At 62.0% G+C, this 3,449-nt stretch carries 3 protein-coding genes and 1 pseudogene; all 4 read right to left on the bottom strand.

Annotated elements, in window-relative coordinates; genetic code table 11:
* Positions 1 to 240: 240 nt before the first annotated feature.
* Complete coding sequence (locus tag MKP05_RS21000; protein WP_240570100.1) at positions 241 to 1,902, bottom strand: tetratricopeptide repeat protein; 1,662 nt, start codon at positions 1,900 to 1,902, stop codon at positions 241 to 243.
* A gap of 273 nt (positions 1,903 to 2,175) precedes the next feature.
* A pseudogene (locus tag MKP05_RS20995) lies at positions 2,176 to 2,331 on the bottom strand (IS66 family transposase); the annotation flags it as partial.
* Positions 2,332 to 2,410: 79 nt separating this feature from the next.
* Positions 2,411 to 2,584 (bottom strand): hypothetical protein, encoded by a 174-nt coding sequence (locus MKP05_RS20990; RefSeq protein ID WP_181422042.1) that lies wholly within the window; start codon positions 2,582 to 2,584, stop codon positions 2,411 to 2,413.
* Between the two features lie 101 nt (positions 2,585 to 2,685).
* Positions 2,686 to 3,027, bottom strand: coding sequence for a YbjQ family protein (locus MKP05_RS20985; RefSeq protein ID WP_181422041.1), 342 nt, complete (start codon positions 3,025 to 3,027; stop codon positions 2,686 to 2,688).
* Positions 3,028 to 3,449 lie beyond the last annotated feature (422 nt).

Here is a 3,449-nt window from a genome sequence, read left to right as displayed (position 1 = left end):
CCGGAAACGCGCCTATCAGCGTCAATTACAGGGAGGACAGACCGCGTCGTCAGGCTGACGACAACTATCCCACCCAGCCGGTCATTTTAATTGTCGCTGACCGGTCAAAGTAGTTGACGTCGCATACAAGGGATAGCTGCCCAGGCGCCAAACAGATGCCGTGCATCACCTGTTGAGTGATGCACGGCATGGCGTTGTCGAAGTCGGCCGGCCTGAAAGCGGTAGGATACCCGTCTGGGCCTATTCCTCGACGAAAGCCTTGGCCTCACGAATAGCATCACGCTCCGAATCGCCGACAATCTCCAAGAGCTGCTGGTAGTACTCGCGAGCCGCGGTATCGTCCTCGGCAGCTTGCGCGGCACGTGCAGCGCCCAGCAAGGTATTGTAGCGGCCGGGCCAGATCTCGTCGGAGGCCCGATAGGCCTCCAGGGCTTCGGCAGGACGGTCCCGAGTCAATAGGAGATCACCCAGGGCCTCATAGGGCGGGAGCAGGGCGCCGGGAGTGATAGGGTGTTTTTCCGTCGTCCCTTCCAACTCGGCGGCCGATTGCATCAGCTCGATGGCTTCCCCGATGTCATCGTCGGCGTGAGCAATCCAGCCGGAGAGAATGCGCCGGTCGACCTCGAGATAGGTGGCAAAGACGTCCTCGCCCTCGGCTTTTGCCTGGTCTCGAAGTGCCTTGAGGCGTTCCTCGGCCTCGCGGGCGATGTCCAGTTCACCGCTGTGCACGCCACCGAGTCCGCGCGCGTACCAGGTCAGCCCCTCTGCCCAGAGGGACTGGTCCCAGGGCAGGTAGTCCGGCGTCCTCGGCTCCAGGGCCGTGGCCCTTCCCCAGTCCCGCTGCTCGACGGCCAGACGGGCGGGTATGGCAGCGGCATGGAAGGCGGCAGCAAATGATGGCTGGTGGTTGTCATGCGCCATGGCCTCTTCGAAGATTTCCTGTGCCTTGGTGTCATTGCCTTTTTGCAGGTAGCCGTAGACCAGGTAGTCGCTGCCGTGGAGGTAGTGCAGCGATATGCTGTCGTTCACTGGGCTCCGGAGCGCGGCATCCACCGAACGCCGGTTCCAGTCAATGACCTCGGACCACTTCCCCAGGCGGACATAGATGTGTGACGGCATGTGCCGGGCGTGGGTTACCTCGGGGGCGATGTCTGCGTAGACCTCCACCAGGTCGAGCGCATTTTCCGCGCGGCCTTCGACATCGGTGGCGTGGATGGAGTAGTGGATGGCGCCCGGGTGGGTGGGTTCTTCCTCCCACACCGCGCGCAGGACCGCTTCCGCTTCGTCGAGCAGCGGATTGCGGTCCTCGGCCCTTGCTGCGACAGCCACCAGCGACAGGCCATAAAGCGCTGCGGTGTCCAGGTCATCCGGATTGGCCTCATAGGCCGCGGCCATGCCCTTGGCCCAGCGATCGATCCGATCCCAGTAGGCCGCTGTGTCCGGTTCGCGGAAGAATCCCGCAGTCGCGTCCACCAGCAAACGCTCGCGCTCGGTTTCCGGCTCCAGGTCGATGGCCTTGCTGATCTCGTCCCACCCCCGCTGGAGGGCTGCCTGATCGGGGCGTTCCGGCCACAGCGGCTGAAACAGGGTAGTGGCGACGCCCCAATGAGCCATCGCACAGTTGGGATCCGTCTCAGTAAGGGCACCGAACTCCGTACGGGCCTGCTCGTACATCATGTGATGCATCAGGCCCAATGCCCTGTCAAAGCGCTGCTTCACGGCATCGTCGCAGGAGACGCGAAAATCCACCGTGCCGATATCATCACCCTTCGGCACCATTTCCTCCCCTTGGGGGTACTCCTGTTCGGCCAGTGCGGAATAGCTGAATGACAGTCCTGCCACGAAGAAAACGAAGGCCGGCAGCGACAAGCCGGTTTGAAACTGGACTAGATTGCGAGGCATAGCGACACCCTCCTGATCAGTTGTCAGCTTCAGCGTAGCGGATCGTTGTTACAGTGGCCGTGGCTTATGCGTTCTTGATTGCGTATATCCCGGGATATTCATGACAGAGGGCTCGAAATAAAGATAGCGGATGGTATTCTCTATAGAAATCAGTGCGTTCCGACAAAAACCTGATTCCAGAGGACCGTCCGTCATAGGTGAAACTGATCCCCCATGACGCCCTCCTTCAATGGCGCTGTCCGCGTGGAGCTGAGTGGCCAGCGCACCACCAGTGACACGCGTAAGCGCCGCCCAGCGTTTCAGGCTGTAATCCAGCGCCTTGGCCGTTGCCGAGCCGTTCGGGACTTTCTGCCGGTGAGCCACCATCCATTGATGCAATGACTCGGCGATGGACCGCGCTCGGGCCTGGCGCAGCTGTTGGCGTTGCTCGCGGTCAACGAGTGGGCGTCACGCTCCACCGCGAATCCCACCGCTCGGCAACTGGTACCGATGTGGGAGGCCCAGCGGATCACTCTCGAGGGTGGCGCCGACGGCGGCGGAATCGAATGCTCGACAGGCGCAAGATGGTCTTGCGTAGTCCACGCCATGCACCACCAAACAACCTGGCGAACAGCTTGGCGCGCAACCGGGCATTGCGCTGCTCGAGCGCCCGGATTTTCGGATTCGGATTATGGAAGGCCATGACCGTCGCCTCCTCCGCTGCCGCGAGCACACTGGATGCATAGCATGTGGTCACAGCGCCTGTCGAGACACCCTGCTCACAGGAGTCAGCGCGGGGGCGGCTCAGGCCCTAGTGACTTTCACGGCGGTGCCCGTGGCCACCAGGAACAGCATCGACTTGCCGCCGCCGGAGATCTCGCTGTAGTCCAGATCGATGCCGATCACCGCGTTGGCACCCATCTCCTCCGCTTCCCGGCGCAGCTCGTCCAGGCAGGCCACCCTCGCATCGCGCAACGCGTCCTGGGACGACTTGTTGCGCCCGCCGAAGAAATCGCGGAAACCGGCGAACATGTCCTTGAGGATGTTCATGCCGAACACGCACTCGGCGGATACGATGTCGATGTGCTCGGTGACTCGGTAGCCCTCGAGGTGCGACGAAGTGGTGAGAATCACTCGTTCAGACATGGGAGTCCTCCATTCCTTGGTTCTGGTCACGATGATGGCACAGCACGGTACCCGCTGCCCTGGCCGGCATCTCGGCTCCAGCATGCCCTGTTCGCCGCCGCTTGAAAACTGGCGCCATCCGCGCAGCTTTGCTCTCCTGCAGTCAGCGGCTCACGCCGCATAGTCGGTGCCAGTCGGGCTCGAGTTCCAGCGGCGTTACGACAAGTGGATCCGCACCGACGGCCAGGACGTCCCCGCCATGGTCAAGCAGCTTCTGGAGCTCTGACCGTTCCCAGGCTTGTTCCCAAACCCTTCCCCCCCTGATATTCACCGGGCAGCCCTGGAAATGAAGATGGCGGTTGGTATCCTACTGATAAATCAGAGAGTTCCTGGCAGAACCTGATTCAGGAGGACCAACCGCCATGGGTGAAACCCTAACGACC

The sequence above is a fragment of the Halomonas flagellata genome (genome assembly GCF_022487945.1).
Taxonomy (GTDB): Bacteria; Pseudomonadota; Gammaproteobacteria; order Pseudomonadales; family Halomonadaceae; genus Halomonas; species Halomonas flagellata.
This window is presented reverse-complemented; position numbering and strand designations above follow the sequence as displayed.

Excerpts from the sequence above, each read along its gene's own strand:
- MKP05_RS21000 (WP_240570100.1), bottom strand. The coding sequence starts at position 1,902 with ATGCCTCGCAATCTAGTCCAGTTTCAAACCGGCTTGTCGCTGCCGGCC.
- MKP05_RS20990 (WP_181422042.1), bottom strand. The coding sequence starts at position 2,584 with ATGGCCTTCCATAATCCGAATCCGAAAATCCGGGCGCTCGAGCAGCGC.
- MKP05_RS20985 (WP_181422041.1), bottom strand. The coding sequence starts at position 3,027 with ATGTCTGAACGAGTGATTCTCACCACTTCGTCGCACCTCGAGGGCTAC.